Consider the following 26,595-nt stretch of genomic DNA (forward strand, 5'->3'; position numbering starts at 1 on the left):
GCGCCGCGTTAGGATCTGCTCAGGAACGGGTCAAGGTTTCTTTGCCGCTTCCGCCTTCGCGCCATCCTCTTTCGGCCAGGCGACGCCCAGCCAGGATGCATTCAGCGCCTTCTGCGTGTCGCTCAGCTTTTCCACGGCCTGCAGCTTGGCCTTGCCCTTCGGCTGCTGCGTTGGTGCGAGCTGCTTTTCCACCAGCTCGTCGCGACGGAACAGGTGGAGCTTAAAGGGAGCGGCCTTGGCGAGCGCCATCTTGTCGCCGATGTCCTTGGCTGACACGCGCAGGCCGTTCACCGCCACCAGCGTATCGCCCGAGACCACGCCCGCCTTCCAGGCCGGGCTGTCGCGCTCGACGACGGTGACCACGGCCGGATCGCTGCCTTCGCGCAGGGTCCAGCCGGCCCACCATTCGGTCTTCTGTTCCTGGTCCTTCGGCACGTCGACCAGCTTGCGCAGGCCGACCTGGGCCAGCAGGGTGTCGAAGGGGATCTCGGCGGTGCCGTCGACGTACCGGCTCCACCAGCCGCTCCAGTCCTGGCCGCTGACGCTGCGCAGCGCGGCCTGGACCGCCGCCACGTCGTAGCCGCCCTGGGTGGTCGGGTGCTTCTCGAACAGGATGCGGTGCATGTCTTCGAGGCCCTTCCTGCCGCCGGTCTGGCGGCGCAGCTCGATGTCGATCATCAGCGCCAGTACCTGGCCCTTCGAATAGATGTTCACCGAGGCGTTGCGGGCGCGCTCGCCGCCGCCGGCGATCCATTCGTCGAAGCTGGCGTCGGCCGCGCTCTGCTGGAAGCGGCCCGGCTGGTGCAGGTAGTCGTCGATCAGCTTGGCGTAGCCTTCCAGGAATTCCTCGCGCTTCTGCAGGCCGGCGCGCAGCACGATCAGCTCGTCGTAGTAGGAGGTGTGGCCTTCGGCGATCCACAGCAGGCGGTTGTAGTTCTCGTTCTGGTAGTCGTAGGGCACCATCTCTTTCGGACGGTAGGCCTTGACGTTCCAGGTGTGATAGAACTCGTGGGCGGCGACGCGCAGGAAGTCCAGGTAGGGCTTGCGCGGCGCGAAGGTCCAGCGCGGTTTCTGGATCACGGTGGAGTTGGCGTGCTCGGTGGCGCCGCCGGCGCCGTCGGTGGCGTGGACGATGAACAGGTAGCGCTGGAAGGGATACTTGTTCCCGTAGAGTTTCGCGGTCTCGGCCACGATCTTCTTCAGGTCGGTCATCATCTGCTTGCCGTCGTGGTTGCCGCGGCCCCAGAGCGCCAGCTCGATCGTGCGGCCGTCCACCTTGTCGGTGTAGAACTCGTGGATGCCGGTCTCGATCGGCGCGTCGATCAGCACGTCGTAGTTCGGCGCGACGAAGCAGTGGCCGCAGTCGCCCGCGTCCATGCCCGAGCGCGACTGCCAGCCCTGCGGCACGTCCAGCTTGACCTTCACCGGCTCCTTGCGGAACGGGGCGGCGTAGACGAACACGCCGCTGGCGTCGAGGTAGGCGTGGGTGTCGTCGATGTGGCGGGTGCGCTCGCCCAGCATGTTGGCGTACAGCTCGTACTGCACGGTGACCGCGTCACCCGGGCGCGTAGCGACCTGCCAGGTACCCTTGTCGGTCTTGGCGACGGCCAGCGGCTCGCCCTTGGCGTTGAAGGCCTTGAACAGGCGCACGCCGTTGGCCAGGTTGAGCATGTTGTAGCGGCCAGTGCGCCAGTTCGGCATCTGCACGTCGAGCGTGCTGCCGGTGGTGGCCGGGAAGGTGGCGCGTACTTCGGCCAGGTGCTGGGCCGCATCGGTAATGCGCAGCTGGTAATCCACGTCGGCGCGCGCGGTAGCGCTGGCGCCGAGCAGGATCACGGGGAGGGCGTAGGCAAGGAAATTAGGTTTCATGTCCGCGGTCTGGTACGAGCCCGGGATGGGCTCTTTATTGTGCGCGAAAGTGTATACCAGCTTGCCGGGGCCGAACAGCGCCGGATGCTGTACTTACAGGCCGGTGGAAGCGACGACGGCCGCCGGTTCCGCGCGGCCGCCGACCAGGATCGCGCCGTCTTCCGTGCGGGTCCGGATCAGGCAGGCCTGGCCCTGCAGCAGGGTGATGCCCTGTCCCAGCAGCGCCGTGAGGGCGCCCGCCGCCACGCCGGTGGCGCTGTCTTCCAGCGCCGGGTCGAGGTGGTTGAAATTGCGGCCTTCAAAGCGTCCGTCCTGCAGCCGGCACCAGGCGTAGATGCCGTTCACTCCGGCCTCCTTGCCCCAGGCGACGATCGCCGCCAGGTCGGGGCGCAGGCCATGCAGCGTGGCGGCGTCCGCCACTTCGACCAGCAGCTTCGGGCTGCCGACCGAGGCGACGCGCGGTGGCGACGCCGCTTCGAAGCCGGGCACGGCAAGCAGGCGCGCGGGCAGGTCGGGAGCCAGCGCCGGCTGCGCGACTTCCTGTGCCTGCAGGCGCACGAAGAAGGCATCGCCGTCGCGCCTCAGTTCCAGCCGCTGGCCGCGCATCGCCGTCGTCACCGCAAGTGCATCCGCATCCGGATGGCGCGCGAACAGCACATGGGCCACGGCCAGCGTCGCATGCAGGCACAAGGGGCTGCGCATGTGCGGATAGTAGAAATCGACGACGCCACCGTCGAGGAAGACGCAGGTCGTGTTGCGCGCTTTGGCGAGTGCAGCGCGCGCTTCCTCGCCGGCGTGGCCGCCTTCGATGACGAGGGCAGGGTTACCGGTGCCGGGCGTGGCGCCAAAACAGCTTAGTGCACGGATCTGCATGCGTTTTCCTTGCTGAGCGGGATGTCTCGGTTATACTGTGTTTTTATACAGTATTGCTGGTTTGACTAGCATTGTAGCCCGTTCGCCTTCTACTTGCCGATGACAGATCCGCTTTCTCCGCCGCCTCAGATCTTGCCTCCGTATGCGGAGCTGTTCTGCCTGTCGAACTTCTCCTTTCTCGAAGGCGCCTCCCATGCGGAGGAACTGGTGGCGCGCGCGGTGCAGCTGGATTATTTTGCGCTGGCGCTGACCGACGAATGTTCATTGGCCGGCGTGGTGCGCGCCCATGCCGAGGCGAAGAAGGCCGGCCTGCCGCTGGTAATCGGCGCCCATTTCCACCTGAAGAACGCGGACGGCAGCCCGGCGTTGTCATTGATCCTGCTGGCCAAGAACCGCAACGGCTACGGCAACCTGTCCGAACTGATCACCCTGGGCCGCACGCGCAGCGAAAAGGGGACTTACTTCCTCACCCCGGACGACCTGGCCCGGCCTGCGCCGGCCTACGCGCATCTGCGCCACATGCCCGACTGCCTGGCGATCCTGCTGCCGCACTATCCCTCGCACGAAGCGCTCGATGTCGACCGCCTGCATGCCCAGGCCGCGTGGATGGCTTCCACCTTCCCGGGCCGCAGCTGGCTCGGCCTGGTGCTGCTGCACCGCGCTTTTGATGAGCCGCACCGCGAGACGGTGGAAGAGGTGGGCTGGCAGCATGGCCTGCCGATCACGGCGCTCGGCCACGTGGTGATGCACGTCCGTTCGCGCAAGCCGCTGCAGGACACGCTCACCGCCACCCGCCTGAAGAAACCGGTGGCCGAATGCGGCTACGGCCTGGCCCAGAACGCCGAGCAGCACCTGCGCTCGCGCCTGCGCCTGGGGAACATCTACGGGCGCGAGGCGCTCGACGAGACGGTGCGCATCGCGCGCCTGTGCACTTTCTCGCTCGACGAGCTGCGCTACGAATATCCCGATGAAGTGGTCCCGCCCGGCCACGACGCCAGCAGCTTCCTGCGCCAGGAAACCTATATCGGCGCACACCGGCGCTTCCGCGACGGCATCCCGGCCAAGGTGCAGGCCCAGGTCGAGCACGAGCTGCAGCTGATCGCCGAGATGAAGTACGAGCATTACTTCCTGACCGTGTACGACATCGTGCGCTTCGCGCGCTCGCAGCACATCCTGTGCCAGGGCCGCGGCTCGGCCGCCAACTCCGCGGTGTGCTACTGCCTCGGCATCACCGAGGTCGATCCGGCCCGCGCCAGCCTGCTGTTCGAACGCTTCATCTCGAAGGAGCGCAACGAGCCGCCCGACATCGACGTCGACTTCGAGCACCAGCGCCGCGAAGAGGTCATCCAGTACATCTATCAAAAATACGGGCGCGAGCGGGCGGCGCTGGCGGCGGTGGTGATCAGCTACCGTCCCAAGAGCGCGCTGCGCGACAGCGGGCGCGCGCTCGGCATCGACCTGGCCATCGTCGAGAAGGTGGCCAAGACCCACCACTGGTTCGACAGCCGCGCCGACCTGCTGGGACGCCTGGCGGAGGCGGGCCTGGATCCGGAATCGCGCCTGGCGCAGCAATGGGCCACGCTGGCCGACAAGCTCTTGAACTTCCCGCGCCACCTGTCGCAGCACCCGGGCGGCTTCGTCATCGCGCGCGGCAAGCTGTCGCGCCTGGTGCCGATCGAGAACGCGACCATGGCGGACCGCAGCGTCATCCAGTGGGACAAGAACGACCTGGAAGAACTCGGCCTCATGAAGGTGGACGTGCTGGCGCTGGGCATGCTGTCGATGATGCGGCGCGGCCTCGAACTGGTCGGCCAGCGCTACGGCAACCTGTTCGAGATGCAGGACATCCCGCCCGACGACACGGCCACCTACGACATGATCTGCGCGGCCGATACCGTGGGCGTGTTCCAGATCGAGTCGCGCGCGCAGATGAGCATGTTGCCGCGCATGCGCCCACGCCGCTTCTACGACCTGGTCATCGAGGTGGCCGTGGTGCGCCCCGGCCCGATCCAGGGCGGCATGGTGCACCCGTACCTGCGGCGCCGGCAGGGACTCGAACCGATCCACTACCCGAGTCCCGAAATGAAGGTAGCGCTCGAGCGTACGCTGGGCGTGCCGATCTTCCAGGAGCAGGTGATGCAGGTGGCGATCCTCGGCGCCGGTTTCACCCCGGGCGAGGCCGACCAGCTGCGCCGCGCGATGGCGGCCTGGAAGCGCAAGGGCGGGCTCGAAAAATACTACGACCGCATCGTGCGCGGCATGCTGGAACGCGGCTACACGCTGGAATTCGCGGAAGCGATCTTCAGCCAGATCCAGGGTTTCGGCGAATACGGTTTTCCGGAATCGCACGCAGCCAGCTTCGCGCTGCTGGCCTACGCCAGCTCCTGGCTCAAGTGCCACGAACCGGCGGCCTTCCTGTGCGCGCTGCTCAACAGCCAGCCGATGGGTTTCTACAGTCCCTCGCAACTGGTGCAGGACGCGCGCCGCCACGGCATCGAGGTGCGCCCTGGCGACGTCGCCATCAGTGGCTGGGATTCGGCGCTGGAAGAATACGACCCGGTCGACCGCAGCCGCCAGCCGGCGGTGCGGCTCGGCCTTTCGCTGCAGCGCGGCTTGAAGCAGGAAGTGGCCCTGCGCATCGAGATGGCGCGCGCCGTGCGTCCCTTCGAGAGCGTGGCCGACCTCGCGCGCCGTGCCCAGCTGGATCGCGGCGACCTGCAGGTGCTGGCCGGCGCCAATGCACTGCAATCGCTGGCCGGGCACCGGCGCGAGGCGCTGTGGCAGGCGGTAGGTGCGGTGCCGGACCGCGACCTGCTGCGCCCGACCACGCCGCGCGAGGAACTGCCGCAGCTCGAAGCGCCGTCCGAAGCCGACGAGATCGTGGGCGACTACCGCGCGCAAGGGCTCACGCTGGGCCGCCATCCGCTGGCGCTGCTGCGCGAAGGGCTGCTGGCCAAGCGCTTCATGCCGGCGTCCACCCTGAACGACTATGCGGACGGCCAGCTGGCGCGCGCCTGCGGCCTGGTAACGGTGCGCCAGCGTCCGGGCACGGCCAAGGGCGTGCTGTTCATGACGCTGGAGGACGAGACCGGGAACATCAACGTGATCGTCTGGCCGACGTTGGTGGAACAGCAGAGGAGGGAGGTATTGAATGCGCCGCTGCTGGGGGTGTACGGCATCTGGCAGAAGCAGGGGGAGGTGCGCCACCTGGTGGCGAAGCGACTGGTGGACATGTCGCACTTGCTGGGCAGGCTGCGGGCGCCGAGCCGGGATTTTTGTTGACAATGTCGCTGCATAGGCTCAGCGTCATTAATTGATCACACCAATTTCGATCGAGGAACGGGGTCAGGTCTGACATTCAGACATAGGCTCAGGGGGTCGGAACGGGGTCAGGTCTGACATTCAGACACAAACTCAACTGGAACGGGGTCAACTGGAACGGGGTCAGGTCTGACATTCAGACACAAACTCAACGATACATCCAAGCCTCCAGCTGGAACGGGGTCAGGTCTGACATTCAGACACAAACTCAACGATACATCCAAGCCTCCAGCGTAGACAGCTGCAGGAACGGGTTCAGGTCTGACATTCAGACACAAACTCAACGATACATCCAAGCCTCCAGCGTAGACAGCTGCGAAAACTCAGCTCGGGTGCAAATGTCAGGCCTGTTCCTTTGGTATGCGAGTAAGGAAAAGGTCGTGTCCGAATGTCAGACCTGACCCCAGCCTGTGGACCTGACCCCAGCCTGTGTCCGAATGTCAGACCTGACCCCAGCCTGTGTTCGAATGTCAGACCTGACCCCAGCCTGTGTTCGAATGTCAGACCTGACCCCAGCCTGTGTCCGAATGTCAGACCTGACCCCAGCCTGTGTCTGACCCCAGCCTGCCGACCTGACCCCAGCCTGCAGCCTGAGCCTGCCGTGTCCGAATGTCAGACCTGACCCCAGCCTGCAGACCCCAGCCTGCAGCCTGAGCCTGCCGTGTCCGAATGTCAGACCTGACCCCAGCCTGCCTGCAGCCGGAACGGCTGGTGGAGCAGGCATTGGACTGGATCAGGGTCTCCTGAAACACCTGCTTACACATGCATGGCCACGCCGTGGTTTTGTGTGGGATTTTGCGGCATGCCGTCTGCTACGCTCGCGACATCATCCATTCCAAAAAAGGGATCCCATGGCAAGCAAGCAGCACTGGACCATCCTCCTGGCACTCGTCGCATCCGGCGCATCCGCCATCGAGGCGCCGATCCAGAGCGTGACCCTGTATCCCGGCAGTGCCACGGTCGAGCGCGTGGTGCAGGTCACGCCGGGCATGACCTCGGTCGAGATCACCGGCCTGCTGGCCAACTTCAGCACCGACACGCTGCGCCTGCAGGCCGATCCCGGCATCCAGGTCGGCCAGGTCCTGACGCGCGACCAGGGAAGCGCCGACAGCCCGAGCCCGCGCGTGGCGGAGCTGGAAGCGAAGATCCAGGCGCTGCAGGACCAGCTCACCGTGATCGACGCGGACTACAAGGCGGCGCAACTGGTCCAGGGCTACCTGGAGCGGCTGGGCGGCGGCGAGAATGCCGCCGGCCGTGCGGGTCCAGGCGATTCCAAGGCCCTGCTGGGCACCCTCGAGGCCATCCGCAAGGGCGGCAGCGATGCCCTCGCGCGCATGCACGAAGCCGAGGTCAGGAAGCGTGCATTGAGCAAGCAGATCGCGGCCCTCAAGCTCGACCTCTCCAAGGCCCAGGCCAGTACGCGCGAAAGCCGCAGCATGACGGTGGCCGTATCGGCGAAGCAGGCCGGCCGGCTGGTGCTTACCTATCAGGTCAACCGCGCCGGATGGAAACCGACCTACCGCGCATCGCTGGATTCGAACACGTCGACCGTCGAACTGGAACGGATGGCGTCGATTTCGCAGAAGACCGGCGAGGACTGGAGCCGGGTCAAGCTGCGGCTGTCGACCGGCCAGCCGAACCTGTCGGTCAATGCGCCGGATCCTTCGCCCTGGCTCTTGAGCTGGCAGCCGCCGCAGCAACTGCAGGAAATGCAGTTCAGCTACGCGCCCGCACCCCCACCTGCGCCTGCGCCTGCGATGGTGAGCAGCATGCGGCGGGCCCGCTCCGACCAGGCGGCCGACGACTACATCGCGCCGATCGTGGAAACGCAGGGGAACTTCATGACCGAATACGAGGTGCCGGCCAGGGTCGACCTGGCATCGGACGGCCGCGAAATCTCGGTCGGCCTGGCCAGGCAGAACCTGCCGGTGAGGCAGCTGGTGCGCATTTCCCCGCGCACCAGCCAGGACACGGCGGTGCTGACCGCCGAGGCGGCGCGCCTGGACGGCGTCTGGCTGCCGGGCCAGGTGCAGCTGCGCCGCGACGGTTCCTACGTCGGCGTGCTGTACTGGGATCCCCGTGCGAGCGAGCGCTTCACGATGGCCTTCGGCCGCGATCCCCTGGTGCGCGTCAGCGTCGAGCAGCGTGACGAGAAATCCGGACAGGCGGGCTTCTTCAGGCAGGAGAACCAGAAGCGCATCGCCGACACCTATGTGGTGACGAGCGCGCACCGCCAGCCGATCGACATCCTGGTGCTGGAACCGACCCCGGTCAGCCAGAACGACAAAGTCAGCGTCAAGCTCGCGCACAGCCCCGCGCCGACGATCAAGGACTGGCAGGGCCGGCGCGGCCTGGTGGGCTGGGAACGCACGCTCAAGCCGAACGAGACCGCCCGCTTCCATGTCGACTACGTGATCGATTATCCGAAAGAGGGGACGGTGCAGGGCTTGCCGTAGATAAATGCGGAGAGGGGGTGTATGCACAATCCCCCCCCAGAAGGGGGCTGGTAGAGGCTGGTAGCGGGGCGTATCTTGTCAAGGATCGACAAGAACACCAGGAGCAGACCACCATGATCAACCCTCTCCACAAGGCTTCGCGTACGGCCGCCCGGGCAGCAATGCTGCTGGCCTTCGGCATCCCGGCCCACGCCGCCCAGAATGACGCGCATCCGCCGGCGAACATGTCGGCCCAGGGCAAGCACGTCGAGCGCGGGCGCTACCTGGTCAAGATCGGCGGCTGCAACGACTGCCACACGGCCGGCTACGGCATGAGCGCCGGCAAGGTGCCCGAAAAGGACTGGCTCCAGGGCGACCAGCTGGGCTGGCGCGGCCCCTGGGGCACGACCTACCCGACCAACCTGCGCCTGTCGCTGAACGCCATGAGCGAGAACGACTGGATCAAGAAGGCGCAGACCCTGCAGGCGCGCCCGCCGATGCCCTGGTTCGTGCTGCACCAGATGGACAAGGAAGACCTGCGTGCGATCTACCGCTTCGTGCGCCACCTCGGCCCGGCGGGCAAGCCGGCGCCGGCCTGGGTGCCGCCGGACCGTACGCCTGCGGGTCCGTTCGTCCAGTTCCCGGCGCCGCCGAAGTAATCGTCCTTCACTGCAACTGCTGCGCCACGGGTGCCTCCACGGCTTCCGGCGCGGCGGGTGCCGGTTCCGCAAACTCCGCATACACCCAGTCGCCGCCCGCCTGCACCACGCCCGCGGGCGGCGTGCGCTCGCGCTGCGGCGTGCTGGCCAGCGCCACCCGCATGTAGTCGACCCAGACCGGCAGCGCCAGCGTGGAGCCGAACTCGCGGCTGCCCAGCGAGCGCGGCTCGTCATAGCCCATCCACGAGACGGCCACCACGTTGCCGCCATAGCCGGCGAACCAGCCGTCGATGGCGTTGCTGGTGGTGCCGGTCTTGCCGGCCAGGTCGCTGCGATTGAGCAGGCGCGAGGCCTGGGCCCCGGTGCCGACGCGCGCCACGTCGCGCAGCATGGAATCAAGAATGAAGGCGTTGCGCGCATCGAGCACCCGCGCTCTCTCCTGGAGCGGGCGCGGTTTTCCGCTCTCGAACAGCAGCTTGCCGTCGCGGTCGCGGATCGTCATGGAAAGAAGCGGCTCGACCCGGTAGCCGCCGTTCGCCAGCACCGCGTAGGCGCCGGCCAGCTGCAGCGGCGTCACCGCGCCGGTGCCAAGGGCCAGGGTCAGGTTGCTGGGGTGGCGCGCCATGTCGAAGCCGAAGCGGCCCAGGTGCTCGCGCGCGTAGTCGACGTCGAGCGCGCGCAGCATCCGCACGGTGGGCACGTTGCGCGAATGCGTGAGCGCATGGCGGATCGTCACCGGGCCCTCGAACAGGCCGTCGTCGTTGCGCGGCGCCCAGTTGGCATAGGCTTTCTCGTCCGAGAAATCGAGCGGCTCGTCGAGGATGGTGGTGCCCGGGAAGAAGCCGCGCTCCAGCGCCGCCGAATACACGAAGGGCTTGATGCTCGATCCCGGCTGGCGCCAGGCCTGGGTCACGTGGTTGAGCTTCTGCAGCCCGTAGTCGAAGCCGCCGACCAGTGCGCGCACGCTGCCGGTGTGGGCGTCGATCGCCACGAAGGCCGAGGCCACCTGCGGCACCTGCGTGATCGCCCAGCCGTCCTTGCCGGATTGGACGATGCGCACCACCGCGCCCGGCGCCAGCCGCAGGCCGCCCTTGGCCGCGGGCGACAGGGCAGGGGCGGCGAAGGCGAGTCCGGCGCCCTTGATCTCGATCTCGTCGTCATCGCGGGTGGCGACCCGCACCCGCTTGGGCGAGGCCGACAGCACCACGGCGGACGTGAACCCGGCCACCGCCGGATGCTTCTGCAAGGCTTCCGCGATCGCTTCCTCGCGTTCTTCTGCCGGCTTGGGCAGCGTGATGCGCGCTTCCGGCCCACGGTAGCCGTGGCGGCGGTCATAGGCGATGGCGTTGCGGCGCACCGCTTCGTGGGCCGCGGTCTGTTCGGCGGCATGGATGCTGGTGCTGACGGTGTAGCCGTGTTCGTAAGCAGCCTGGCCGAAGCGGGCATGGGCGGCCTGGCGCGCCAGCTCGGCGACGTATTCCGCGCCGGCGCCCGGGCCGCCGCCGTCGCGGCGCACGCGCAGCGGCTCGGCCAGCGCGCGCCGGTACTGGGCCTCGCTGATCTTGCCCAGCTCGAACATGCGCCGCAAGACCACGCGCTGGCGGCCCTGCGCGCGTTCCGGGTTGGCGACCGGGTTGTGGCGCGAGGGGTTCTGCGGCAGGCCGGCCAGCATCGCGTACTCGGCCAGGCTCAGGCTCTCCAGCGGCTTGCCGAAATAGGTGCGCGCCGCACTGGCGAAGCCATAGGAGCGCTGCCCGAGGTAGATCTGGTTCATGTAGACCTCGAGGATCTGGTCCTTGGAGAGGGCCTGCTCGATCTTGTAGGCCAGCGCCACCTCGGTCAGCTTGCGCGGCAGGGTCTTGTCGCGCGACAGGAAGAAGTTGCGCGCCACCTGCATGGTGATGGTGGAGCCGCCCTGGCGGTAGCCGCCGCCCAGCGCGGCCAGGTTGGCCTTGGCGGCGCCCAGCGCACGGATCCAGTCGATGCCGCCGTGATCATAGAAGCGCGAGTCCTCGATCGACAGCACGGCCGCCTTCATGAGCGGCGGGATTTTCGCGATCGGCACGAAGTCGCGGCGCTCGGCGCCGAATTCGCCGATCAGGACCTTGTCGGCCGAGTACACGCGCAAGGGAATCTTGGGGCGGTAGTCGGTGACGGCGCTGATGTCCGGCAGCGGGACTTCGTCCAGGACACCGGCGGCGGCAGGCGCGCATGCGGCGGACAACATGGCGGCAAGCAGCAGGGCGCGCAGGTTCGGGCGTGGCAGGAATGGCTGGTACATGGAATTCTCGGTGAGCGGGGTTGGATGCGGCGCCGATCTTACCGCCATTGCGCGTCCGGCGCAGCGGCAAGCGGCAAGGTAGCGCCCCTTGCCTCGGGCGGGCTCGGCTGGCGCTACCCGCCAAACGACAACGCCCGGTGCAAGCACCGGGCGTTGTCGTCAGTTCTACAGGAAAAACTTAGAAGCTTTCCCACTCCTCGGCATCGGCACGCGCGGCGCGCCGTGCGCTTGCCGACGCCGGCTTCGCCACCCGGACGGGCGGCTTGGCCTTCAATGCCAGGGCACGCGCCGGGGACGCCGCCGGAGCCTGGGCCTGGGCGCCGAGCTTGAACACGCCGACCACCTCGGCCAGGCGGGCGGCCTGCTCCTGCATCGACGCGGCTGCCGCGGCCGACTCTTCGACCAGGGCGGCGTTCTGCTGGGTCACCTGGTCCATCTGGCCGATGGCCTGGTTGACCTGCTCGATGCCGCCGGTCTGCTCCTGGCTGGCCGACGAGATCTCGGCCATGATGTCGGTCACGCGCTGGATCGCGCTGACCACCTGCTCCATGGTTTCGCCGGTCTGGTCCACCAGCTTGGTGCCGGCTTCGACCTGCTCGACCGAGTCGCCGATCAGGCCCTTGATTTCCTTGGCCGCCGCCGCCGAGCGCTGGGCCAGGGTGCGCACTTCGGATGCGACCACCGCGAAACCGCGCCCCTGTTCGCCGGCACGTGCCGCTTCCACCGCCGCGTTCAGCGCCAGGATATTGGTCTGGAAGGCGATGCCGTCGATGACGCCGATGATGTCGACGATCTTGCGCGAGGATTCGTTGATCGAACCCATGGTCGAGATGACCTTGTCCACCGAGTTGCCGGCATCGCGGGCCACGGTCGAGGCGGTGATCGCCAGCTGGTTGGCCTGGCGCGCGTTGTCGGCGTTCTGGCGCACGGTGGTGGTCAGTTCTTCCATCGACGCGGCGGTTTCCTCCAGCGCGCTGGCCTGCTGTTCGGTGCGGGCGGACAGGTCGAAGTTGCCGGCCGAGATTTCTCCGGAACCGGTGGCGATGGTATCGGTGCCGCTGCGTACTTCGCTGACGATCTTCACCAGGCTGTCGTTCATGTGGCCCAGGGCGCGCAGCAGGGCGCCGGTCTCGTCTTTCGTGCCGGCTTCGATGCGGTGGGTCAGGTCGCCCGCGGCCACGGTTTCGGCGGCCTGCACGGCAGCACGGATGGGACGGGTGATGCCGCGCGTGAGCATCCACGAGAACAGCGCACCGAGCAGCACGGCGACGCCCGTCAGGCCGGCGATCACGTACTGGCTGCGGGAGGCGGTGGACTTGATGTCGGCAGCGGTGGTGGCGATGTTGGCGCGCTGCATCGCCACCAGTTCATTGATCGATTCCTGGTAAGCCTTGGCCGTCGGGGTGAAGGACTGGTCGAGGATCTGGTCCGCCAGCTCCTGGTTGCCCTCGGACTTGGCCTTGACGGCGTTGTCGCGCGCGGCGCCGTACTGCTTGCGCTGTTCCACGATGCGCTGGAACAGGGCGGTTTCCTTGTCGCCGCTGATCAGGGGTTCGATCTGCTTGACGAGATCGGCCGCCGCCTTGGCGGTCATGGCGGCGTCTTCCTTGAAAAAGGCGGTCAGCGACGGGTCGCTGCTCTTGACGATGGCGGCGGTGCGGCGCACGGCCCCGAAGATCTGGGTGTACCACTCGGCGATCAGGCGTTCCTTGGCCAGCGGTGCCGCCAAGGTGGCCTGGGCGGCCGTGGAGACCTGCTGGAGGCGCCACATGCCGATGCCGGCGATCAGGACCGCCATCAGGAGGGTGAGGGTAAAGCCGGCGGCAAGGCGTACGCCGATGCCGAGATTGTTGAAGGTGCGCATGGGATCGATGGGCTTGGAAAGCAAGAATTATTGCCCATGCGAAACTCTAACGCACGCTTTATCGGTGACTGTATAGACGGATTACAACGGTCGGCTAGTCTTCCTGGTCCGCCTTTGCCTCGGCGTCTGCTTCGCGCAGGCGCTGGCTGCGGGCGTAGCCGTTCGGGTGGGTGGCGGCATAGGACATCGCCTGACGGAAGAATTTCGGCATCTTGTCGGCCTGCTCGTCGAGGTGGTCGAACAGGTCGGCCAGCGGCCCGGTGGGAATGCCGTGTGCGCGCAGGCGCTGGGCCGCGTAGTCGTCGGCGGCCAGTTCCATGTCGCGCGAATACTCGGTGTTGGCGAGCAGCGCCGGCAGGCCGGCCGCGACTGCGCTGAAGTCGCCGAACAGCGTGGCCGACAGCGCCGCCGTCAGGGACGAGCGGGTGAGCGTGCGAACGGTGTGACGCTGTTCGATGTGGGCGACTTCGTGGGCCAGCACGCCGGCCAGCGCCGCCGCGGTACGGGCGTCGATGTCGTTGCTCTTGTTCATCACCAGGCGCACCATCTCGTCGGTGATGACGACCGTCCCGTCGGGGAAGGCCAATGCATTCGGACCCAGCCGGGGCGCGGCCTGCACCACCAGGCGCAGCGGAATGCGCGGCGCGGGAGGCTGCACCCGCTGCAGGATGCCCTGCAAGGCGGCCAGGCGGTCGTCGCTCAGGCGCGAAGGCTGCAGCACGCCCTGGCGCTGGAGCAGGGCAAGGGCGTTCTGGCCGAGGGACTGGTCGGCCGAGGGCGGCACCTCGTCCGCCAGGCGTTCGGCGGCGGCCGGAATGCCCCAGTGCCAGGTGGCGGCGATCAGGAGCAGCAGCAGCACCAGGGCCGCGAGCGCGGCGGCGGTATGCTCCTGCCAGCGCACCACCCAGGGCTTGCGGTAGTCGAGCGCCGCGGCGAGCAGGGGATGCATGGCCGCGTCCTGCACCTCGACATGGCTGCCGTCCTCGAAATACAGCACGGCCGGGGCGTGCCGGAAAGGTTCGGCCAGGCGGGTGCTTGCCGCGGGATAGCTGCGCGTGGTGTCGCCGCGCAAGTGGATGCTGCCGTCGCCGGTCGCCAGTTCGACCACGTGCAGGCGTGCGCTGCGGCCATCGAAGTAGTGTGCTGCGCTCATGATGTCCTTGCCTTCTTACCAGGAGAGGTCGATGCCGAAACCGTCGGCCACGCTGTCGCCGGCGGCGCCGCCGCGGGTCGCCACGTGGGCGCAGGCGGCCTCGATGTCGCCGTCCACCTCGACGTGCAGGTGGGCCAGCCGGAAGCGGTACACGTTGACCACGGCGAAGGGGCGGTACAGGCCGAGGCTCAGGAGGGTCAGCAGGACGTTCCTGGTCTGCAGCTTCATGAAGGCGCGCGCCGGCAGCGTCGAGCGGAAGCGGATGCCGGGGAAAGCGGTGTTCGACCAGGCCAGGTTCGACACCCGCACCACCAGGTAGGGTCCCATCACCAGGTAGGTCAGGTAGAGCACGATGAGGACGCTGAGCAGGGCGACGAATACGGCCGCGCCGCGCAGGTTGCCTGCGATGACGCTGGAGAGGCCGGCCACGGTCCCTATGGCGAGGATGGCAAGCAGCGCGAGGCCGCCGGAGACCAGGTAGAAACGGTAGAAACGGCTTGCCCTGACCTCGTAGTGCGCATGCTGGTCGCCGAACAGCAGGTGGGCGTGCTGGAAGTGGCGGATGCGCGCGTGCATCAAGGGCCACAGCAGGTAGAGCGGCAGCGGCAGCGCCGCCAGGGCCGGCTGTTCCGGATACAGCGCCAGCAGCGCGCCCGGCATCAGGACGGTGAAGGCGGGCGGCAGCCAGGCCAGGCAGGCCTGGCCGAGCGACCCGTCGAAGCCCAGCCGCAGGCCACGGTAGCTGGTGTTCCCGAGCCGGAAGCGCAGCGCGCCGCGCATCAGGCAGGGGAGGGCGAGCAGCAGGCCGGCGATCACCACCAGCCCGAAGGTGGTCGAGAAGCCGAAAGCGTAGTGATAGGCCACCAGCAGCACGAGCGACAGCAGGCGTCCGACCAGCACCGCGCGCGGGTTGCCGTGGAAATCGAAACTGGCGCCGGCCAGCATCGTGTTGCGGTCGAAGTACTGCAGCCGGCGCACCTTGGCCCAGGCCGAGTAGATCCCGAGCGTGGCCAGGCTCAGGAGCAGGTTGACGACCCAGATGCGGAAGTATTCGCGGCCGTCGCCCGTGAAGCTCAGCGCCAGGGTGCGCGGCGCAGGGGCGGCGGCGGGCACATCGGCGGAAAGCGCGGGTGCGATGGCGGGCGGGTCGGCGAGGGTGTACATATAGGTAGCCCGGACAAAAAATGCAGTATCCCGGCGCCTTGCCGGTCAGTCAATTGATTGGGCATATACTTGAAGGGCGCGGGCATGTCATGCAGATGTCGTATTTTTCTGGGGTGATCGACGGTTTTGAAAGGAAGTTGGCAGGGTAACCAGAAGTATTTTGACGGTTTAAGGTATAATTTCTATTTCCCGCGCGTGCCATTCGGCACCTTCAGTACAAATGACCAAATTCGTATTCGTCACTGGCGGCGTCGTGTCTTCCCTGGGCAAGGGGATCGCGGCCGCTTCCCTCGCCGCGATCCTCGAGTCGCGCGGTCTCAAAGTCACCATGCTCAAGCTCGACCCGTATATCAACGTGGACCCGGGCACCATGAGTCCTACCCAGCACGGCGAAGTGTTCGTCACCGACGACGGCGCCGAGACCGACCTGGACCTGGGCCACTACGAGCGCTTCATCAGCACCCGCATGAAGAAGGTGAACAACTTCACCACCGGCCAGATCTACGAATCCGTGATTCGCAAGGAACGCCGTGGCGAGTACCTCGGCAAGACGGTGCAGGTGATCCCGCACATCACCAATGAGATCCAGGACTACATCCGCCGCGGCGCCGAAGGCGTCGACGTGGCGCTGGTGGAAATCGGCGGCACCGTCGGCGACATCGAGTCGCTGCCCTTCCTGGAAGCCGCGCGCCAGCTGTCGCTGCGCTCGGGCCGCAAGGGTGCCGCCTTCGTCCACCTGACCCTGGTGCCGTATATCGCATCGGCCGGCGAGCTCAAGACCAAGCCGACCCAGCACTCGGTGCAGAAGCTGCGCGAGATCGGCATCTCGCCGAACGCGCTGCTGTGCCGCGCCGACCGCCGCATCCCGGACGACGAACGCGCCAAGATCTCGCTGTTCGCCAACGTCGAAGAGCAGGCCGTGATCTCGGTCTGGGACGTGGACACCATCTACAAGGTGCCGCAAGTACTGTGCGACCAGGGTCTGGACGACATCATCCTCGAGGCACTGGGCCTGGAAGCGCCGAAGGCCGACCTGTCGATGTGGACCAAGCTGATCCACACCCTGGAAAACCCGAAGCACGAGATCACCATCGGCATGGTGGGCAAGTACGTCGACCTGATCGAATCGTACAAGTCCCTCACCGAAGCGCTGCGCCACGCCGGCATCCATACCGAGAGCCGCGTCAACATCGAATACCTCGACTCGGAAGAGATCGAAAGCAAGGGCTGCGACCACCTGGCCAAGTACGACGCCATCCTGGTGCCGGGCGGCTTCGGCAAGCGCGGCGTGGAAGGCAAGATTCAAGCCGCCCGCTATGCCCGTGAAAACAAGATCCCTTACCTCGGCATCTGCCTGGGCATGCAGGTCGCGCTGATCGAATACGCGCGCCACGTGGCCGGCCTGCCGAACGCGAACTCGACCGAGTTCGATCCGGAAACCGACCAGCCGGTCGTGGCCCTGATCACCGAATGGCAGAACCATGACGGCAAGGTCGAGAAGCGCGACCTGAACTCGGACCTGGGCGGCACCATGCGCCTGGGCGCCCAGACCTGCGCCGTGAATCCGGGCACCCTGGCCGCCGAAATCTACGGCAATGTCGTGACCGAGCGTCACCGCCACCGTTACGAAGGCAATAACTACTACCTGCCGAAGATCGAAGCGGCCGGCCTGGTCGTGTCGGCCCGTACCCCGAACGAAGACCTGCTGGAGATCATGGAACTGCCGCGTGAGGTGCACCCGTTCTACATCGGCGTGCAGTTCCACCCGGAGTTCAAATCGACCCCGCGTAACGGCCACCCCCTGTTCACCTCGTTCATCCAGGCGGCCTTGAAGCACCAGGCGGCCGACACCAATGTGGCGGCGAACAATTCGTCGGCACTGCAAGGAGATGCAGCATGAAACTCGCCGGTTTCGACGTCGGCCTCGACCACCCGATTTTCCTGATCGCCGGTACCTGCGTGATCGAATCGCGCCAGATGGCGCTCGACACCGCGGGCACGCTCAAGGAAATCACCAGCGCGCTGGGCATTCCCTTCATCTACAAGTCCTCGTTCGACAAGGCCAACCGCTCGTCCGGTAAATCCTTCCGCGGCCCGGGCCGCGACAAGGGCCTGGAGATCCTGGCCGACGTGCGCAAGGAAATCGGCGTGCCGGTGCTCACCGACGTGCACGACGAAGAGATGATCCCGCAAGTGGCCAGCGTGGTCGACGTGCTGCAGACCCCGGCCTTCCTGTGCCGCCAGACCGACTTCATCAACGCCTGCGCGCGTTCGGGCAAGCCGGTCAACATCAAGAAGGGCCAGTTCCTGGCCCCGGGCGACATGAAGAACGTGATCGACAAGGCACGCGCCGCCGCGCGCGAAGCGGGCCTGCCGGAAGATAACTTCATGGCCTGCGAGCGCGGCGCCTCCTTCGGCTACAACAACCTGGTCTCGGACATGCGTTCGCTGGCCATCATGCGCGAATCGAACTGCCCGGTGGTGTTCGACGCGACCCACTCGGTGCAGCTGCCGGGCGGCCAGGGCACCTCGTCCGGCGGCCAGCGCGAACACGTGCCGGTGCTGTCGCGCGCAGCCGTGGCGGCCGGCATCGCCGGCCTGTTCATGGAGACCCATCCGGACCCGGCGAATGCCCTGTCGGACGGCCCGAACGCGGTGCCGCTCGGCCGCATGAAGGAACTCCTGACCACGCTCGTCGAGATCGACCGCATCGTCAAGAAGACCGGCTTCCTCGAAGCAAGCTTCAAGTAAAAGCATCCAACGCGCGCGGCCTGCGGCTGGCCGCGCGCGCGTACCGAACACACTGAATTCTTTACTCTTCCGGAGACTGTAAAACATGAGTGCTATCGTTGATATCATCGGCCGCGAAATCATTGACTCGCGCGGCAATCCGACCGTGGAATGCGACGTCCTGCTGGAATCGGGCGTGATGGGCCGTGCCGCCGTGCCCTCGGGCGCCTCGACCGGTTCGCGCGAAGCGATCGAGCTGCGCGACGGCGACCCGAAGCGTTACTTCGGCAAGGGCGTGCTGCAGGCCTGCGAGAATATCAACACCGAGATCTCCGAAGCGATCATGGGCCTGGACGCCAATGAACAGGCCTTCCTGGACCGCACCCTGATCGATCTCGACGGCACCGAAAACAAGAGCCGCCTGGGCGCCAACGCGATGCTGGCCGTCTCGATGGCCGTCGCCAAGGCAGCCGCCGAAGAAGCCGGCCTGCCGCTGTACCGCTACTTCGGCGGTTCGGGCGCGATGCAGCTGCCGGTCCCGATGATGAACGTCATCAACGGCGGCGCACACGCGGACAACAACCTGGACATCCAGGAATTCATGATCATCCCGGTCGGCGCACCGTCGTTCAAGGAAGCGATCCGCTGGGGCGCCGAGGTGTTCCACACCCTCAAGAAGATCCTGCACTCGAAGGGCCTGAACACCGCGGTCGGCGACGAAGGCGGTTTCGCGCCTTCCGTGGCCAACCATGAAGAAGCGATCAAGCTGATCATGCAGGCGATCGACCAGGCAGGCTACGTGGCCGGCACCCAGATCGCGCTCGGCCTCGATTGCGCCGCCAGCGAGTTCCACAAGGACGGCAAGTACGTCTTGGCGGGCGAAGGCGGCCTGTCGCTGTCGGCCCAGGACTTCACCAACATGCTGGCCACCTGGTGCGACAAGTACCCGATCATCTCGATCGAGGACGCGATGGCCGAAGGCGACTGGGAAGGCTGGGCAACGCTGACCGCCGCCCTGGGCAAGAAGGTCCAGCTGGTGGGCGACGACCTGTTCGTCACCAACACCAAGATCCTGAAAGAGGGCATCCAGAAGGGCATCGCCAACTCGATCCTCATCAAGATCAACCAGATCGGCACCCTGACCGAGACCTTCGCCGCCATCGAGATGGCCAAGCGCGCCGGCTACACCGCCGTGATCTCGCACCGTTCGGGCGAGACCGAAGACTCGACCATCGCGGACATCGCGGTTGGCCTGAACGCCCTGCAGATCAAGACCGGCTCGATGTCGCGCTCGGACCGCATGGCCAAGTACAACCAGCTGCTGCGCATCGAGGAAGACCTGGGCGACGTCGCCACCTACCCGGGCCGCGACGCCTTCTATAACCTGAAGTAAACCCGCAGGCCGGATTGCCCTTGCGGGCGTCCGGCCGCGCATTCGATCACCGCGCGTCCATGCGACTCATCACCATCGCCCTTGCCACCCTGCTGCTGCTGATCCAGTACCCGCTATGGCTGGGGAAGGGCGGCTGGCTGGCCGTCGCCGACATGCGCGACCAGGTCGGCAAGACCCGCCACAAGACCGAGCTGCTGGAGGCGCGCAACGCCAAGCTCGAATCGGAAGTGCGCGACCTGCGCGACGGCACCGGTGCGGTCGAGGAGCGCGCCCGCTACGAGCTGGGCATGATCAAGCAGAATGAAATCTTCGTGCAGGTGCTGCGCAAGGACGAACAGCCCGCGGTCTCGATGACCGTGCCGCCGCCCCCGCCGCAGCCGAAGGACAAAACGAAGCGCTGAGCTTCACCATCTCCCATGACGCAAGCAAACAAGCCACTCGATTCGCTCGACGCGATCGCCGACTGCCTGGCCGAGGCCTTCGAAGACGGTGACGGCGCCGCCATCGCGGCCGCCATGAAGGCCGTGGCGCAGGCCCCCGGCCTGGGTTCCCTGGCCGCCGCGGTAAACATGCCGCGCGAGGAGCTGCAGGCGGCCCTGGTAGCGGACGAATTCAACCTCGATCTCACGCTCGAGATCATGAAAGTGGTCGACCTGCACATGTCGGGCAAGGGCTGACGGCCCGTCGCGCCCGCAAAGCAAAAACGCGCCTTCCGGCGCGTTTTTCGTTTCATCGTGCGATCTGTCAGTCCGACGAGGCATCACCCTGCATCGAGCCGGCGCCCTGCTCCAGGAAGGAGCGCAGCATCCAGGCGTTTTTTTCATGCACTTCCATGCGGGTGGTCAGCATGTCGGCGGTTGGATAGTCGTCCAGCTCGTCGGCAACCTTCACGCCGGCGCGCAGGGTGCGGATCAGGGTCTCGTTGCCGTCGACCAGCTGGCGGATCATTTCCTTGGACGACAGCACTTCCGGCTCTTCCTTGATGCTCGACAGTTCGACGTAGCGCTTGGAAGTGGCAGGCGCGAAGTGGCCAAGGGCGCGGATGCGCTCGGCGATCTCGTCCAGTGCATTCCACTGTTCGGTGTACTGCTCCTCGAACATCACGTGCAGGGTCGAGAACATCGGGCCGGTGACGTTCCAGTGGAAGTTGTGGGTCTTCAGGTAGAGCATGAAGGCGTCTCCCAGTACGGTCGACAGCGATTCGACGATCTTGGCACGGTCGTCCGTGCCGATTCCGGTATCCATGTGCATTGCGATTCTCCAGTGGGTGAGTAAGGCAGTGTTCGTAGGGAAATGACAACACTGTCAAGGATGCATGAGCTTAGCATCGCTGGAGAAAATGCGCGTTTTGAGTGTCCCGGTTCAACACCGGGACGGCTACTTAATTGATGCTGCCGCTCGGCGGCATCATGGTCTCTACCGGGGTATCGGTCGCGAACAGCTGGGCGCAATCGACCTTGTCGAAGGCGTAGTGCTTGCCGCAGAAATCGCAGTTGATGCCCAGTTCGCCCAGGTCGGCCAGCGCCGACTCGACTTCCGGCTGGCCCAGCATCTTGAGCATGTTGCCGACCTTCTCGCGCGTGCAGCTGCAGTGGAACTGCGGGTGCTGCGGATCGAACACGCGGATCGTCTCTTCCCAGAACAGGCGCTTGAGCAGGGTCTCGATGCCGGTCGTGAGCAGTTCCTCGCGCTTCAGGGTCTGGCCCAGCATGACGGCGCGGTTCCAGGTTTCCAGGTCTTCCGCTTCCGAGGCCTGCTTCTGCTGGTCATCCTTGCCGCTGTGGCGCGGCAGCTTCTGTAGCAGCAGGCCGCGCGAGACCTGATCGTCGGCCGCCAGCCACAGGCGCGTGTCCATCTGCTCGGAACGCAGCATGTAGTTCTCGATGACGGTCGCCATGGTGTCGCCGATCAGCGGTACCACGCCCTGGTAGGGCTGCTGGCCCGGCACCTTGTCGACCGGGTCGAGGGTGATCACGAAGCGGCCCTTGCCGTGGGCGTTGAACATCTGGGTGAGGGTGGCGTCGTCGGCCAGTTCGGCGTCCGGCGCCAGTTTTGCGGTGGCGCGGATGCGCAGCTGGGCGTCGCACTCGACCACCAGCAGGCGCACCGGGCCGTCGCCGAAGATCTGCATCACGATGGCGCCGTTGAACTTCAGGTTGGCCGACAGCAGGGCGCTGGCCGCCACCATCTCGCCCAGCGCGGAGCGCACGGCCTTCGGGTAGGTATGGCGCGCCTGGATCTCGCGCCAGGTATCGGAAATCTCGATCAGCTCACCGCGCACGGCAGCGTTGTCGAAGATGAATTTTTGCAGGGTGTCGCGCGAGTCTGTCATAACGTCCGTAGTCATTCTTTTATCCGATTTTCTTGAGCTGCGCCTTGAACATCTGGCCGCGCGCCACGTAGCTCGCGGCGCTGGCCTGCAGGCGCAGCAGGTCTTCTTCCGTCAGGGTGCGCACCACCTTGGCAGGTGAACCGAGGATCAGCGAACCGTCCGGGAATTCCTTGCCTTCGGTGACCAGCGCGCCGGCACCCACCAGGCAAGCCTTGCCGATCCGGGCGCCGTTCAGGATCACGGCCTGGATGCCGATCAGCGAGCCGTCGCCGACCGTGCAGCCATGCAGCATGGCCTGGTGGCCGACCGTCACGTTCTTGCCGAGCGTGAGCGGATAGCCCATGTCGGTGTGCATCACCGTGCCTTCCTGCACATTGCTGTTTTCGCCGATGGTGATCCGTTCGTTGTCGCCGCGCAGCGTCGCGCCGTACCATACCGAGGCGTTGGCCTCGAGGGTGACCTTGCCGATCAGGGTTGCCGAATCCGCCACGAAGGCCGACGCGTCGATCTCGGGCGCATGCTCGCCCAGCTGGTAAATCGCCATGGATGTGCTCGGGGAAGGGTTGTGATGCCGCTATTGTAAACCCTGCGCCCGCCATCGTCCGACCGGTGGAAGATGGGGTTGGCCAGCACAATATCAAGCACGCCGGTAGGGACGGGGCTATAATGCGAACGACCGTACTTTTTTAGCCGCTTTCACGCATACATTCATGACCCCGTCCCGTTCCGAATTCCTTACCGTGCGCGGCCTGCGCACCCATGTGCGCCACTGGGGCCGCGAAGGCGCCCCGAAGATCTTCATGCAGCACGGCTGGATGGACGTCGCCGCCTCGTTCCAGTTCGTGGTCGACGCCCTGGAGGGCGACTGGCACGTGATCGCTTTCGACTGGCGCGGCTTCGGCCTGAGTGAGCGATCACCTTCGGACACCTACTGGTTCCCGGACTACCTGGCCGACCTCGAAGCGGTGCTCGACCATTACGCGCCGGGCGAAGCCGTGAACCTGCTCGGCCACAGCATGGGCGGCAACATCGTCAGCCTGTATGCGGGCGTGCGGCCGCAGCGGATCGCGAAACTCGTCAACCTGGAAGGTTTCGGCCTGCCGGCGACCCGTCCCTCGCAGGCGCCGGGACGTTTCGCCAAGTGGCTCGACGAGCTGCGCGAAAAACCGGAAATGCGCGGCTACGCCAGCCTGGAAGAGGTGGCCGCGCGGCTGCAGAAGACCAATCCACGCCTGCCGGGCGAGCGCGCGGCCTTCCTGGCCGGGCACTGGGCGGCCCAGTATGCCGATGGCCAGTGGCGCATCCTCGGCGACCCGGCGCACAAGATGACCGGTCCGCTGCTGTACCACGCCGACGAGGTGCTGGCCTGCTGGACCCAGATCACGGCGCCGGTGCTGTGGGTCGAGGCGGAAGAGACCGAGATGTGGCGCTGGATGGGGCCGAAGGAGCAGGCGCGGGCCGAGATCGACCGGCGGCGCGAGCACCTGGCCGACGTGACGGCGCGCATGATGCCGGAGGCGGGACATATGCTGCATCATGATCAGCCGGAGCTGCTGGCTGCCATGGTTGAGGCGTTTTTGACTGGGGCGGAAGTGCCGCTTTCGGGCTGAGCTTGGGAAATTGGGTTCCGGCCTTCGCCGGAACGACGTGCTTGAGATAGCAACTGACGGTAGAGCCGTCATCCCGGCGAAGGCCGGGATCCAAGTACGTCGCGTTTCGCGAACGTTGTAAGCACCCCTCAACCAGCATACCAATAATTGCCGCAAAGAAACGCCTGTGCTACAGTCCCACTCGACCCCGGCGCCCCCGCGCCATCGATCAGACTGACAGGATCCACATGCATTTCCGAGCCGGCCTCGCGCTCTGCGGCGCCCTCCTGACGGCAGGCTGCGCCGTTCCCTACAGCCCGGCCCCGGTGGCCACCAACTTCCCCAGCACCCAGCAGGCCAAGCTGCAGGCGGCTGCGCACTGGGGCGTCATCGCGCGCCACATGGCCGGCCAGCTCGCACCTTCGCTCAAGGTCAACGCCAGGCGGCCGCTCTACGTCACTTCCCAGCAGTCGAGCGCCTTCGCCCAGGGCGTCAGCGCCCACCTGGTCACGGCCCTCGTCAACGAGGGCTACGCCGTGGTCAAGGTGCCGGATGCGAACACGCTGCGGATCGAACTCGACACCCAGGTGGTCGCCTTTTCAGGCAAGCGCCCGCAATACAGGTTCGCCGGCGAGCGCACGGCCCTGGTGGCGAGCGCCTGGGTACTGACCGGCATCGACCACAGCGTCGAATGGCTGGTATCGGCCGCCGTCGCCGGACAGGATGCCTACGCCTGGTTCCACGCCCAGTTCGCTCCCGGCGCCACGCCGAAGACCGAGATCATCGTCAACCTGTCGCTGGCCGACGATGCGCGCTATTACGCGCGCAGCACCTCGGTGTACTACACGACGGACAGCGACCGCGCCCTCTACGATGCGGCCTCCCAGACGTCCAGGACCTTCGCGGTCCGTAACCATTGATGCCATCATGCGACCCATGACCCTTCGCGCCGCCGTCCTCGCGCTGTCCCTGCTGCTGGGCGCCTGCTCGACGACCAGGGAAGACACCAACTACACCTCGGTCTCGGCGAATGCCTTCGTTGCCGCCAACTACCGTGCCGCCGACGCGCTGGCCTTGCAGTTGCGCGGCAAGCTGCTCGACGAGAAGCCCCTGATCATGGCCACCATCGTCAACATCGACGCGCTCGAACAGACCTCGATGCTGGGCCGCCTGGTATCCGAACAGCTGTCGACCCGCCTCGCCCAGGGCGGCATGAAGATGCTGGAAATGAAGCTGCGTAACAGCGTCTACCTCAAGCGCGGGCAGGGCGAGCTGATGCTCACGCGCGAGATCGGCGAGGTGGCCAGCACCCACAACGCCCAGGCGGTGGTGGTCGGTTCGTATGCCGAAACCCGCGAGGCCGTCTTCATCAACGTCAAGGTGATCCAGCCGGCCACCAACCTGGTGCTCGCCGGCCATGATTACGTGCTGGCGAAAGAGGGCACGGTACGTTCGATGCTGCAGTCCAACTAAGCTGTCCTGTCAGCCGCACGGCGGGCCGATTGGCGCGTACAATGTTCCGCTTGATTGCCATTGAAGCGCCGTGCCATGAAAGCCGATCTCCACAGCCATTCCAACGTCTCCGACGGCGTGCTCGCACCCGCGGCCGTCGCCGCCTATGCGCGCAAGGGCGGGGTCGACCTCTGGGCGCTGACCGACCATGACGAGGTCGGCGGAATCAAGGCCGCGCGCAAGGCGGCCGGCGAACTCGGGATGCGCTTCGTCGCCGGTGTCGAGATCTCGGTCACCTGGGCCAACGAGACCGTGCACATCGTCGGCCTGCAGATCGACGAGGACAACCCGGCCCTGGTCGCCGGCCTGGCCGCCACCCGCAACGGCCGCCAGGCGCGGGCCATGGAAATCGGGGCCCAGCTGGCCAGCGCCGGCATCCCCGGCGCCTACGAAGGCGCACTGCGCTACGTCGGCAACCCGGACCTGATCTCGCGCACCCACTTCGCCCGCTACCTGGTCGAGATCGGCGCCTGCGGCTCGACCTCGGAAGTGTTTCGCAAATACCTCACCGAAGGCAAGCCGGGCTATGTACCGCACCGCTGGGCCACGCTGGCCGACGCGGTCGGCTGGATCCGCGGGGCCGGCGGCATCCCCGTGATCGCGCATCCGGGGCGCTATCCCTTCAGCGACACGGCGGAAGGCGCGCTGTTCGACGAGTTCCGCCAGCTCGGCGGCAAAGCCATCGAAGTGGTGACCGGCAGCCACACGCCGGACCAGTACCAGACCTATGCCGAGCTGGCGCGGCGCTACGGTTTCCTGGCCTCGCGCGGCACCGATTTCCATGCGCCGGGCGAGGCGCGGGTCGAGTTTGCCGAACTGCCGCCGCTCCCTAATGGGCTCACACCAGTCTGGCACGACTGGGTCTGAGAGCGCCTAACAATTCCCCCCAGGGCGGCGTTGCATCGTCTCGCCGTACTGGCGTACTGTCTTCGACGATGCGCCTTGCCCTGGTGGTTTTGTTAGACGCTCTGGGCTGTACGCATGGCAAGTCTTGCACGCGGCCATAAAATAAATCCGAAATGATTAGGTAAGGTACGCGAAGTCCTGTATCTTCAATCGGGCACAACATCAAGTCGTCGTTCTCGTTGGTCTCTTTCCCGTCTCGCCATCCGGCATTCCTGTTTGATACCCTACAGTCGCATCCTTCTTGCTTGCCTGTGCGTTTCGGCATCATTGCCCTCATCACACTCAAGGTATTAAACATGACTACTCAAACCGGCACCGTCAAATGGTTCAACGATTCCAAGGGCTTCGGCTTCATCACCCCTGACGCAGGCGGCGGCGACCTGTTCGCGCACTTCAAGGACATCCAGTCGGATGGCTTCAAGAGCCTGCAGGAGAACCAGCGCGTGTCCTTCCAGCGTGCCAGCAGCCCGAAGGGCGACAAGGCAAGCGAGATCCGCGCCATCTGATTCCGTCC

The 26,595-nt window shown here is 66.2% G+C and carries 22 protein-coding genes; 13 read left to right on the top strand and 9 right to left on the bottom strand.

The window, feature by feature from the left end; all coding sequences use genetic code 11:
- Positions 1–30: 30 nt before the first annotated feature.
- A complete protein-coding gene (locus ACSQ25_RS06285) occupies positions 31–1,869 on the bottom strand; it encodes a M61 family metallopeptidase (protein WP_436104855.1) in 1,839 nt (612 codons plus the stop codon).
- 93 nt (positions 1,870–1,962) lie between these two features.
- Positions 1,963–2,742 carry a PhzF family phenazine biosynthesis protein gene (locus tag ACSQ25_RS06290; protein WP_436104856.1) on the bottom strand — a complete coding sequence of 260 codons (780 nt, stop codon included), beginning with the start codon at positions 2,740–2,742 and terminating at the stop codon, positions 1,963–1,965.
- Positions 2,743–2,841: 99 nt separating this feature from the next.
- Here ACSQ25_RS06290 and ACSQ25_RS06295 point away from each other — a divergent pair, with 99 nt between their 5' ends.
- From ACSQ25_RS06295 to ACSQ25_RS06305, 3 genes are all read left to right on the top strand, one after another.
- A complete protein-coding gene (locus tag ACSQ25_RS06295; protein WP_436104857.1) occupies positions 2,842–6,024 on the top strand; it encodes an error-prone DNA polymerase in 3,183 nt (1,060 codons plus the stop codon).
- Between the two features lie 890 nt (positions 6,025–6,914).
- The gene (locus tag ACSQ25_RS06300; protein ID WP_436104858.1) at positions 6,915–8,519 is read left to right on the top strand and encodes a DUF4139 domain-containing protein; all 1,605 of its coding nucleotides are present in this window, start codon (positions 6,915–6,917) and stop codon (positions 8,517–8,519) included.
- A gap of 113 nt (positions 8,520–8,632) precedes the next feature.
- A complete protein-coding gene (locus ACSQ25_RS06305) occupies positions 8,633–9,157 on the top strand; it encodes a cytochrome C (protein ID WP_436104859.1) in 525 nt (174 codons plus the stop codon).
- A 7-nt stretch (positions 9,158–9,164) separates the two neighbouring features.
- Here the strand turns inward: ACSQ25_RS06305 and ACSQ25_RS06310 are convergent, their stop codons facing one another.
- The 4 genes from ACSQ25_RS06310 to ACSQ25_RS06325 all read right to left on the bottom strand — a co-directional run bounded on the left by ACSQ25_RS06310 (position 9,165) and on the right by ACSQ25_RS06325 (position 15,619).
- Complete coding sequence (locus ACSQ25_RS06310) at positions 9,165–11,438, bottom strand: penicillin-binding protein 1A (RefSeq protein ID WP_436104860.1); 2,274 nt, start codon at positions 11,436–11,438, stop codon at positions 9,165–9,167.
- 178 nt (positions 11,439–11,616) lie between these two features.
- Positions 11,617–13,302, bottom strand: coding sequence for a methyl-accepting chemotaxis protein (locus ACSQ25_RS06315; RefSeq protein WP_436108028.1), 1,686 nt, complete (start codon positions 13,300–13,302; stop codon positions 11,617–11,619).
- 94 nt (positions 13,303–13,396) lie between these two features.
- Positions 13,397–14,455 carry a M48 family metallopeptidase gene (locus ACSQ25_RS06320; protein ID WP_436104861.1) on the bottom strand — a complete coding sequence of 353 codons (1,059 nt, stop codon included), beginning with the start codon at positions 14,453–14,455 and terminating at the stop codon, positions 13,397–13,399.
- Between the two features lie 15 nt (positions 14,456–14,470).
- Positions 14,471–15,619 carry a YjgN family protein gene (locus ACSQ25_RS06325; RefSeq protein WP_436104862.1) on the bottom strand — a complete coding sequence of 383 codons (1,149 nt, stop codon included), beginning with the start codon at positions 15,617–15,619 and terminating at the stop codon, positions 14,471–14,473.
- A gap of 220 nt (positions 15,620–15,839) precedes the next feature.
- On the opposite strand from ACSQ25_RS06325, the gene ACSQ25_RS06330 reads away from it, so the two are divergent.
- The 5 genes from ACSQ25_RS06330 to ACSQ25_RS06350 all read left to right on the top strand — a co-directional run bounded on the left by ACSQ25_RS06330 (position 15,840) and on the right by ACSQ25_RS06350 (position 20,419).
- A complete protein-coding gene (locus ACSQ25_RS06330) occupies positions 15,840–17,519 on the top strand; it encodes a CTP synthase (protein WP_436104863.1) in 1,680 nt (559 codons plus the stop codon).
- A complete protein-coding gene (gene kdsA / locus ACSQ25_RS06335) occupies positions 17,516–18,370 on the top strand; it encodes a 3-deoxy-8-phosphooctulonate synthase (protein WP_436104864.1) in 855 nt (284 codons plus the stop codon). The genes ACSQ25_RS06330 and kdsA overlap by 4 nt, the downstream gene beginning before the upstream one ends.
- Positions 18,371–18,455: 85 nt before the next feature.
- Positions 18,456–19,742, top strand: a complete 1,287-nt coding sequence (eno, locus tag ACSQ25_RS06340; RefSeq protein WP_436104865.1) for a phosphopyruvate hydratase — start codon at positions 18,456–18,458, stop codon at positions 19,740–19,742.
- Positions 19,743–19,801: 59 nt separating this feature from the next.
- The gene (gene ftsB, locus ACSQ25_RS06345) at positions 19,802–20,143 is read left to right on the top strand and encodes a cell division protein FtsB (protein WP_436104866.1); all 342 of its coding nucleotides are present in this window, start codon (positions 19,802–19,804) and stop codon (positions 20,141–20,143) included.
- Positions 20,144–20,158: 15 nt separating this feature from the next.
- The gene (locus tag ACSQ25_RS06350) at positions 20,159–20,419 is read left to right on the top strand and encodes a hypothetical protein (RefSeq protein ID WP_436104867.1); all 261 of its coding nucleotides are present in this window, start codon (positions 20,159–20,161) and stop codon (positions 20,417–20,419) included.
- Positions 20,420–20,486: 67 nt separating this feature from the next.
- Here ACSQ25_RS06350 and ACSQ25_RS06355 read toward each other — a convergent pair whose 3' ends face one another.
- The 3 genes from ACSQ25_RS06355 to ACSQ25_RS06365 form a co-directional block, all read right to left on the bottom strand.
- Positions 20,487–20,993, bottom strand: coding sequence for a Dps family protein (locus ACSQ25_RS06355; RefSeq protein WP_436104868.1), 507 nt, complete (start codon positions 20,991–20,993; stop codon positions 20,487–20,489).
- Between the two features lie 130 nt (positions 20,994–21,123).
- The gene (hslO, locus tag ACSQ25_RS06360) at positions 21,124–22,089 is read right to left on the bottom strand and encodes an Hsp33 family molecular chaperone HslO (protein WP_436104869.1); all 966 of its coding nucleotides are present in this window, start codon (positions 22,087–22,089) and stop codon (positions 21,124–21,126) included.
- 4 nt (positions 22,090–22,093) lie between these two features.
- Positions 22,094–22,618 carry a gamma carbonic anhydrase family protein gene (locus ACSQ25_RS06365; protein WP_436104870.1) on the bottom strand — a complete coding sequence of 175 codons (525 nt, stop codon included), beginning with the start codon at positions 22,616–22,618 and terminating at the stop codon, positions 22,094–22,096.
- Positions 22,619–22,784: 166 nt separating this feature from the next.
- Here ACSQ25_RS06365 and ACSQ25_RS06370 point away from each other — a divergent pair, with 166 nt between their 5' ends.
- From ACSQ25_RS06370 to ACSQ25_RS06390, 5 genes are all read left to right on the top strand, one after another.
- The gene (locus tag ACSQ25_RS06370; RefSeq protein ID WP_436104871.1) at positions 22,785–23,684 is read left to right on the top strand and encodes an alpha/beta fold hydrolase; all 900 of its coding nucleotides are present in this window, start codon (positions 22,785–22,787) and stop codon (positions 23,682–23,684) included.
- Between the two features lie 227 nt (positions 23,685–23,911).
- Positions 23,912–24,583, top strand: a complete 672-nt coding sequence (locus ACSQ25_RS06375) for a hypothetical protein (RefSeq protein WP_436104872.1) — start codon at positions 23,912–23,914, stop codon at positions 24,581–24,583.
- Positions 24,584–24,590: 7 nt separating this feature from the next.
- The gene (locus ACSQ25_RS06380; RefSeq protein ID WP_436104873.1) at positions 24,591–25,136 is read left to right on the top strand and encodes a FlgO family outer membrane protein; all 546 of its coding nucleotides are present in this window, start codon (positions 24,591–24,593) and stop codon (positions 25,134–25,136) included.
- Positions 25,137–25,211: 75 nt separating this feature from the next.
- Positions 25,212–26,042 (top strand): 3',5'-nucleoside bisphosphate phosphatase, encoded by an 831-nt coding sequence (locus tag ACSQ25_RS06385; protein WP_436104874.1) that lies wholly within the window; start codon positions 25,212–25,214, stop codon positions 26,040–26,042.
- Positions 26,043–26,377: 335 nt separating this feature from the next.
- Complete coding sequence (locus tag ACSQ25_RS06390) at positions 26,378–26,587, top strand: cold-shock protein (protein ID WP_436104875.1); 210 nt, start codon at positions 26,378–26,380, stop codon at positions 26,585–26,587.
- The last annotated feature ends 8 nt before the right edge of the window (positions 26,588–26,595 follow it).

It is taken from the genome of Massilia sp. LjRoot122 (genome assembly GCF_964252725.1).
Taxonomy (GTDB): domain Bacteria; phylum Pseudomonadota; class Gammaproteobacteria; order Burkholderiales; family Burkholderiaceae_D; genus Telluria.

Excerpts from the sequence above, each read along its gene's own strand:
- ACSQ25_RS06300 (WP_436104858.1), top strand. The coding sequence starts at position 6,915 with ATGGCAAGCAAGCAGCACTGGACCATCCTCCTGGCACTCGTCGCATCC.
- ACSQ25_RS06295 (WP_436104857.1), top strand. The coding sequence starts at position 2,842 with ATGACAGATCCGCTTTCTCCGCCGCCTCAGATCTTGCCTCCGTATGCG.
- ACSQ25_RS06315 (WP_436108028.1), bottom strand. The coding sequence starts at position 13,302 with ATGCGCACCTTCAACAATCTCGGCATCGGCGTACGCCTTGCCGCCGGC.
- ACSQ25_RS06325 (WP_436104862.1), bottom strand. The coding sequence starts at position 15,619 with ATGTACACCCTCGCCGACCCGCCCGCCATCGCACCCGCGCTTTCCGCC.
- kdsA (WP_436104864.1), top strand. The coding sequence starts at position 17,516 with ATGAAACTCGCCGGTTTCGACGTCGGCCTCGACCACCCGATTTTCCTG.
- ACSQ25_RS06365 (WP_436104870.1), bottom strand. The coding sequence starts at position 22,618 with ATGGCGATTTACCAGCTGGGCGAGCATGCGCCCGAGATCGACGCGTCG.
- ACSQ25_RS06350 (WP_436104867.1), top strand. The coding sequence starts at position 20,159 with ATGACGCAAGCAAACAAGCCACTCGATTCGCTCGACGCGATCGCCGAC.
- eno (WP_436104865.1), top strand. The coding sequence starts at position 18,456 with ATGAGTGCTATCGTTGATATCATCGGCCGCGAAATCATTGACTCGCGC.
- ACSQ25_RS06380 (WP_436104873.1), top strand. The coding sequence starts at position 24,591 with ATGCGACCCATGACCCTTCGCGCCGCCGTCCTCGCGCTGTCCCTGCTG.
- ACSQ25_RS06390 (WP_436104875.1), top strand. The coding sequence starts at position 26,378 with ATGACTACTCAAACCGGCACCGTCAAATGGTTCAACGATTCCAAGGGC.
- ACSQ25_RS06285 (WP_436104855.1), bottom strand. The coding sequence starts at position 1,869 with ATGAAACCTAATTTCCTTGCCTACGCCCTCCCCGTGATCCTGCTCGGC.
- ACSQ25_RS06370 (WP_436104871.1), top strand. The coding sequence starts at position 22,785 with ATGACCCCGTCCCGTTCCGAATTCCTTACCGTGCGCGGCCTGCGCACC.
- ACSQ25_RS06355 (WP_436104868.1), bottom strand. The coding sequence starts at position 20,993 with ATGCACATGGATACCGGAATCGGCACGGACGACCGTGCCAAGATCGTC.
- hslO (WP_436104869.1), bottom strand. The coding sequence starts at position 22,089 with ATGACTACGGACGTTATGACAGACTCGCGCGACACCCTGCAAAAATTC.
- ACSQ25_RS06310 (WP_436104860.1), bottom strand. The coding sequence starts at position 11,438 with ATGTACCAGCCATTCCTGCCACGCCCGAACCTGCGCGCCCTGCTGCTT.
- ACSQ25_RS06305 (WP_436104859.1), top strand. The coding sequence starts at position 8,633 with ATGATCAACCCTCTCCACAAGGCTTCGCGTACGGCCGCCCGGGCAGCA.
- ACSQ25_RS06385 (WP_436104874.1), top strand. The coding sequence starts at position 25,212 with ATGAAAGCCGATCTCCACAGCCATTCCAACGTCTCCGACGGCGTGCTC.
- ftsB (WP_436104866.1), top strand. The coding sequence starts at position 19,802 with ATGCGACTCATCACCATCGCCCTTGCCACCCTGCTGCTGCTGATCCAG.
- ACSQ25_RS06290 (WP_436104856.1), bottom strand. The coding sequence starts at position 2,742 with ATGCAGATCCGTGCACTAAGCTGTTTTGGCGCCACGCCCGGCACCGGT.
- ACSQ25_RS06375 (WP_436104872.1), top strand. The coding sequence starts at position 23,912 with ATGCATTTCCGAGCCGGCCTCGCGCTCTGCGGCGCCCTCCTGACGGCA.
- ACSQ25_RS06330 (WP_436104863.1), top strand. The coding sequence starts at position 15,840 with ATGACCAAATTCGTATTCGTCACTGGCGGCGTCGTGTCTTCCCTGGGC.
- ACSQ25_RS06320 (WP_436104861.1), bottom strand. The coding sequence starts at position 14,455 with ATGAGCGCAGCACACTACTTCGATGGCCGCAGCGCACGCCTGCACGTG.